3 protein-coding genes, 2 pseudogenes and 1 riboswitch are annotated in these 6532 nt (G+C 73.9%); of the genes and pseudogenes, 1 reads left to right on the top strand and 4 read right to left on the bottom strand.

Translation table 11 applies throughout. The features are described from left to right. Window positions 1-99 precede the first annotated feature (99 nt). Together ACFVGO_RS01105 and ACFVGO_RS01100 are read right to left on the bottom strand one after the other, a co-directional pair. A pseudogene (locus ACFVGO_RS01105) lies at window positions 100-564 on the bottom strand (YsnF/AvaK domain-containing protein); the annotation flags it as partial. A 426-nt stretch (window positions 565-990) separates the two neighbouring features. Then, window positions 991-1374, bottom strand: a pseudogene (locus ACFVGO_RS01100) (PRC-barrel domain-containing protein); the annotation flags it as partial. Window positions 1375-1600: 226 nt separating this feature from the next. After that, window positions 1601-1704: riboswitch (glycine riboswitch) on the top strand. A gap of 237 nt (window positions 1705-1941) precedes the next feature. Between ACFVGO_RS01100 and gcvP the strand changes: the two are divergent. Then, window positions 1942-4842, top strand: a complete 2901-nt coding sequence (gene gcvP / locus ACFVGO_RS01095; protein ID WP_380352369.1) for an aminomethyl-transferring glycine dehydrogenase — start codon at window positions 1942-1944, stop codon at window positions 4840-4842. Between the two features lie 120 nt (window positions 4843-4962). Here the strand turns inward: gcvP and ACFVGO_RS01090 are convergent, their stop codons facing one another. Both ACFVGO_RS01090 and ACFVGO_RS01085 read right to left on the bottom strand, forming a co-directional pair. After that, a complete protein-coding gene (locus ACFVGO_RS01090; RefSeq protein WP_188300053.1) occupies window positions 4963-5154 on the bottom strand; it encodes a DUF5999 family protein in 192 nt (63 codons plus the stop codon). Between the two features lie 593 nt (window positions 5155-5747). Further along, window positions 5748-6320: a hypothetical protein gene (locus ACFVGO_RS01085; protein ID WP_359907856.1), complete on the bottom strand. Its 573-nt coding sequence runs from the start codon at window positions 6318-6320 to the stop codon at window positions 5748-5750. Window positions 6321-6532 lie beyond the last annotated feature (212 nt).

Here is a 6532-nt window from a genome sequence, read left to right as displayed (position 1 = left end):
GTGGGGCAGGCAAAAAGGGGGTTGGGCCCCCGGGCGGGGAGCGCGACCAGGGCCCCGGACGGTGTCCGGAGCCCTGGTCGCGGGGCGTTGCCCCCGCGGTCAGACGAGCGGCCGCAGGCCGGCCGGGCGGGGCGCCTCGTGGGCCATGTCACGGGCCGCGTCGGGGGACGCGCCGGAGGGCGGGGCGGCGGAATGGGCGGGGGTGGCCGAGGCGGTGGGCCGGGTGGCGGTGGCGTCGTGGACCTCGACGTTCTCGCGGCGGAGTTCCTCCCGGACCACCTCCTCGGTCGTGTACCGCTCGACGATCAGGCGGACCCGCTCGACGGGGGCGAGGTACTTGCGCACCACCGCGCGTTCCTCGCGGAGGGTCACCTCCTCGACGGCCTCGGAGATCTCCTTCTCGGTGAGCGTGGCGCGCTCGGCGTCGCTGATCGGCGTCCGCTCGACCCGGACGCGCTCGCGGACCACCGGGATGCGGCGCTCCACCTGTTCGGTCGTCACGTACTTGCGCAGCTTCGCGGTACCGAGGGTGTGCCACTCGGTGGTGATCTCCAGCCGCTCCTCGCGGCAGGTGATCTCGACCGGGCTGCTGGGGGCGGACGAGGAGGCGTCGGCGTTCGCGGCGGCGGTGACGTTCGCGGCCGCGGCGGTGGCGGCCGCCGGGGCGAGCGTGGGGACGGGCGTGGCGGCGGGCTGCGGCTGCGGCTTCGGCTCCACGACGGGGGCGGCGGAGGCGGTGCTGGCGGCGGGTGCGGCGAAGCCGGGCTCGGCCGGCGGGGAGGCGGTGGGGGCCGCGGGGGTGCTGAGGCTCCGCAGCTCGGCCTCCGGGGCGGTCCTGGTGGTGTCGGCGGCAACGGGCGCGGCGGCAACGGGGGGCCTGGTCGGTGCGGACTCGGGGGAGTGCTCGGACGACCGCTCGGGTGGCCGCTCGGGGGTGTGGAAGGTGAGCGACTTGGCCGGGGCCGCCGCGGTCGTCGTGGCGGCCGCCGCCGCCGTGGTGCCGAAGTCGAGGTCGGGCTGCCTGGGCCGGCTCCCGTTCTCGCCGTTCGGGCGGCTGTCCATCGGGGTGTCGAGCCCGTAGTAGCGGTAGAGCTGGAGCTCCTGGGCGGGGGACAGGTGCTGGCCGACGCCGAAGTCCGGCGACTCCTTCACCAGCGACTTGTCGTACGGCACCCGGAGCTCGTCGCCGGCGAACTCGCTCGTGGTCAGGGGGACGAAGGCGTCCCGGCCGAAGATGCCGGTCCGGACCGCGGCCCACTCGGGCCGGCCGGTGGCGTCGTCCAGGTAGACCTCGTCGACCGTGCCGATCTTGTCTCCGTTGCGGTCGACGGCTTTGTGGCCGATGAGGTCCCGGGGGTCGATGTCCGTCTGCACTTCTTTCCTCCCGCGCGCTGAACCTGCGGAACTCCCGCAGGAAGGCGGCCGGAGCACCCGATTCCGTCCGCCACTTCACACCAAAAGCCATGAATCGGACGAGCGCGACCCCGGGTGCGCCGTACGGGGTTGGCACTGGACCGTCCGGGGGACGCGCGTAGACCTCCAGTGACCAGACACACCCGTGATCGGGGGGCCTCCCGCTGGTACCCTGGGCGGCGACCGCAGAGCCCGCTCGGGAGAGTCTCCGATCACGAAAACCGCTGGTCGGAGCGCCGAAGGAGCAACTCCTCCCCGGAATCTCTCAGGCATCCGTACCGTGTGGGGTAGGTCACTCTGGAAAGCAGGGCAGGAGCGTCGGCACGGAAGCCGGCGATCACCACCCTCACCGACGGTGCAAGCCGGCGGAGCGCCCACAGCGCTCCGTGCGGGTGAAGCTCTCAGGTCCCGATGACAGAGGGGGAGGCCTGTTGGGTCCGCGCGCCCAGGCTCGTCCGCTGCCCGCAGCGGTGGAGCCGGCCGGCGTGCGTACCCCCGCCGGTCCGTGACCAGGAGGCCTCGACCACCATGAACGCCCAGCCGAACGCGGGACGCCCCACCGGCGCCTCGACCCTCACCGAGCTTGAGCTGGCCAGCCCCTTCGAGAACCGCCACATCGGCCCCGACGCCGCCGCGCAGGAGAAGATGCTGGCGTCCGTCGGCTACGGCTCGCTGGACGAGCTCGCCGGGACCGCGGTGCCCGAGGCGATCCGCTCCATCACCGCCCTGGACCTGCCCGCGGGCCGGTCCGAGGCCCAGGTCCTCGCCGAACTGCGCGAGCTGGCCGGCCGCAACCAGGTGCTCCAGCCGATGATCGGCCTGGGCTACTACGGCACCTTCACCCCGCCGGTGATCCTGCGCAACGTCATGGAGAACCCGGCCTGGTACACCGCCTACACCCCGTACCAGCCGGAGATCTCGCAGGGGCGCCTGGAGGCGCTGCTGAACTTCCAGACCCTGGTCTCCGACCTGACCGGCCTGCCGACCTCCGGCTCCTCCCTGCTGGACGAGGGCACCGCGGCCGCCGAGGCGATGGCGCTGGCCCGCCGCGTTACCAAGGTCAAGGGCGGCGTCTTCCTGGTCGACGCCGAGACCCTGCCGCAGACCGTCGCGGTGATCAACACCCGCGCCGTGCCGACCGGCGTCGAGGTCGTCGTCGCCGACCTGTCCGAGGGCATCCCGGCCGAGATCGCCGAGCGCGGCGTCTTCGGCGTGCTGCTCCAGTACCCGGGTGCCACCGGCGTGGTCCGCGACCTCACCCCGGTGATCGAGCAGGCGCACGGCCTGGGCGCGATCGTCGCCGTCGCCGCCGACCTGCTCGCGCTGACCCTGCTCAAGTCCCCGGGCTCGCTGGGCGCCGACATCGCCTGCGGCACCTCGCAGCGCTTCGGCGTGCCGATGGGCTTCGGCGGCCCGCACGCCGGCTACCTGTCGGTGCGCGCCGAGTACGCCCGCTCGCTGCCCGGCCGCCTGGTCGGCGTCTCCGTCGACGTCGACGGCAACCGCGCCTACCGCCTGGCGCTGCAGACCCGCGAGCAGCACATCCGCCGCGAGAAGGCCACCAGCAACATCTGCACCGCCCAGGTGCTGCTCGCCGTGATGGCCTCGATGTACGCCGTCTACCACGGCCCGGACGGCCTGGCCGACATCGCCCGCCGCACCCACCGCTACGCCGCCGCGCTCGCCGAGGGCCTGCGGGCCGGCGGCGTCGAGCTGCTGCACGGCGAGTTCTTCGACACCGTCACCGCCGTCGTCCCGGGCCGCGCCGCCGAGATCGCCGCCGCCGCCCGCGCCAACGGCATCAACCTGTTCCAGGACGGCGCGGACCGGATCTCCGTCTCCACCGACGAGACCACCACCCGCGAGCACCTGGCCGGCGTCTGGGCCGCGTTCGGCGTCGAGCCGGTCGAGGTCCCCGAGACCGCCGACGCGCTGCCCGCCGCGCTGCTGCGCGAGGACGAGTACCTGACCCACCCGGTCTTCCACAGCCACCGCTCGGAGACCGCCATGCTGCGCTACCTGCGCCGCCTGTCGGACCGGGACTACGCGCTGGACCGCGGCATGATCCCGCTGGGCTCCTGCACCATGAAGCTCAACGCGACCACCGAGATGGAGGCGGTGACCTGGCCGGAGTTCGGCCAGCTGCACCCCTTCGCGCCGATCGACCAGGCCCAGGGCTACCTCACCCTGATCCGCCAGCTGGAGCAGCAGCTGGTCGAGGTGACCGGCTACGACGCCGTCTCGATCCAGCCGAACGCCGGCTCGCAGGGCGAGCTGGCCGGCCTGCTGGCCGTCCGCGCCTACCACCACGCCAACGGTGACACCCAGCGCGACGTCTGCCTGATCCCGTCCTCCGCGCACGGCACCAACGCGGCCTCCGCCGTGATGGCCGGCATGCGGGTGGTCGTGGTGAAGACCCTGGTCGACGGCGACGTGGACGTCGAGGACCTGAAGGCCAAGATCGAGCAGCACCGCGACAACCTGTCGGTGCTGATGGTCACCTACCCGTCGACCCACGGCGTGTACGAGACCCAGATCACCGACATCTGCGCCCTGGTGCACGAGGCCGGCGGCCAGGTGTACGTGGACGGCGCCAACCTGAACGCCCTGGTCGGCCTCGCCAAGCCGGGCAAGTTCGGCGCGGACGTCTCCCACCTGAACCTGCACAAGACCTTCTGCATCCCGCACGGCGGCGGCGGCCCGGGCGTCGGCCCGGTCGCGGTGCGCGCCCACCTGGCGCCGTACCTGCCGAACCACCCGCTGCAGGCGGAGGCCGGCCCGGCCACCGGTGTGGGCCCGATCTCGGCCGCGCCGTGGGGCTCGGCGGCCATCCTGCCGATCTCCTGGGCGTACGTCCGGCTGATGGGCGGCGAGGGCCTCAAGCGCGCGACCCAGGTCGCGGTGCTGAACGCCAACTACATCGCCAAGCGCCTGGCGCCGCACTTCCCGGTGCTCTACACCGGCCCGGGCGGGCTGGTCGCGCACGAGTGCATCATCGACCTGCGCCCGCTGACCAAGGAGACGGGCGTGACGGTGGACGACATCGCCAAGCGCCTGATCGACTACGGCTTCCACGCGCCGACGATGTCCTTCCCGGTGGCCGGCACGCTGATGATCGAGCCGACCGAGTCCGAGGACCTGTACGAGATCGACCGGTTCTGCGACGCGATGATCACCATCCGGGCCGAGATCGACAAGGTCGGCTCGGGCGAGTGGGCGGCCGACGACAACCCGCTGCGCAACGCCCCGCACACCGCCGCCACGCTGGCCGGCGACTGGGCGCACGGCTACTCGCGGCAGGAGGCGGTCTTCCCGGCGGGCGTGAACCCGGCGGACAAGTACTGGCCGCCGGTGAGCCGGATCGACGGCGCGTACGGCGACCGCAACCTGGTCTGCTCCTGCCCGCCGCTGGACGAGTACGGCGTCTGACCGGACCGGGCCCTCGGAGGTCCGACCCGCACGACAGGGCCCCGGCGGAGTTTCCGCCGGGGCCCTGCCCGTGGTGCTGTCGAGTCGGCGGCTGCCCCCGCCGTACGGCCGGACGGGTGGTCAGGCCGCGTGGGCGACGGGGCGGCGCGGGGCGATCACCCGGCCGTCGGGCAGCAGCTCTCCGGTGTCCTCGAACAGGACGACGCCGTTGCAGAGCAGGCTCCAGCCCTGCTCCGGATGGCGGGCCACCGACGCGGCCGCCTCGCGGTCCTCGGACTCGGCCGATGGGCACTCAGGACGGTGCTGGCACATACGCGTACCCTCGCTTCGCTCTGCGATCCTCCCCGTGGTGCGGTCGCCGGAGGCCGTGCCGTCCGGAACCGCCGCGGTGGTCGGATCCTGTCCGCACGCCGGCCAAGTGTGGACCGGCGTTCAAGTGGGTAGGACAGGGGGTCCTTCCACGCTGGTTCCCAGTGTCGGCATCCCGGGACCCGCGCGCAGGGATTTCGTGACATGCGCCACAACTCCCGGGTAGAGATCACCCGTTCAGGTGGGGCCGACGGGAAAAGGCGCACCAGTGGGTCAGTCGGGGCATGGCCCGATGAGGCCATGCCGGATGGCCCGGACGGGTGGTCGCCGTTCGGGTGAGGAGCCGCGGGGGCGGGTGCGCCGGCAGGGCCGGGGGACCGCGGGGCGCCGTGCGGGCGCGCGGGTACGGCCTCGGGGGGAGGGTGGGGGGGGGGGGGGGGAGGAGGGTGGGCGCGCCGCCGATGCCGATGATCTGACGGTGGGTCATGCCGAGCGGGCGGCAGGGCCGGGGAACCGCGGGACTCCTTGCGGGCGCCAGGTTATGGCCCCGGGCCGCCGGGCGGTTGGGCCCGGCGGCCCGAGGGGGCGTCGGTGGGTCAGGAGGAGCCGAGCAGCAGCGGCCTGGCGAGCGGGGCGCGGGCGAGCAGCGGCAGCAGTTCGGCGGCCGGGCAGGCGCGGTGCGCAGTGACGCCGAGCGGGGCCGGGGCCAGCGGGATCAGCAGGTCGGCGGCCGGGTCGCCGTCGGGGCCGTGCAGCCACAGCGCCGTGGCGTACTGGCCGGGGAACGTCAGCAGCCGGGGCTGTTGGCGGGTCCGGGAGGTCTGGGCGAGCTGCCAGGCCTCGCGCAGCGCCCGGACCGTCGAGTCGAGGTAGGGGCCCGCGGTGAAGTGGGAGAAGGTGTGGCCCTCGGCGCTCTGCACCACCTCGGCGGCGGCGGCCACCTCGGCGCCGTCCTTGATCAGGAAGCGCCAGCCGGTGCGGCGGGCGGCCGGGAGCTCCGGGCGCCCGCCGGTCAGGACGTGCACCGCGAGGGGGTGGGCGGGGAGCAGCGGGCCGGTCGGATGACGCAGTGCTGCGGCGGCGGGCTGGCGCAGTGCGGTCTCCGAGTCGAGCGCGCCCAGGACGGCGCGCAGTGCGCTCGGCGGGGGCTGGGGGGTTTGCAGAGTCATGGCGGGGTCCGCCTCTCCAAGCGAGATCGGCGTGCGAGTGCGGCATACCGGCGTGGCGGGCGACGCGTCTTCGGTGACGGGGGCCCGGTCGTGTCCGGTTGTGCAGGATCGCGGTGCCGGCGCGGTCGCCGCCGTCGACGAGGGCCTTCGGGGCGAGGCGGACCGGCCGGAGCGCTGTACCAATTCGAACAGATGCACAGGGTGATCTGTTT

The sequence above is a fragment of the Kitasatospora sp. NPDC057738 genome, from assembly GCF_042798815.1.
GTDB classification, from domain to species: Bacteria; Actinomycetota; Actinomycetes; order Streptomycetales; family Streptomycetaceae; genus Kitasatospora; species Kitasatospora lactacystinica.
Note: the sequence above shows the minus strand (reverse complement) of the source record. Positions and strands in the feature narration are given on the sequence as shown.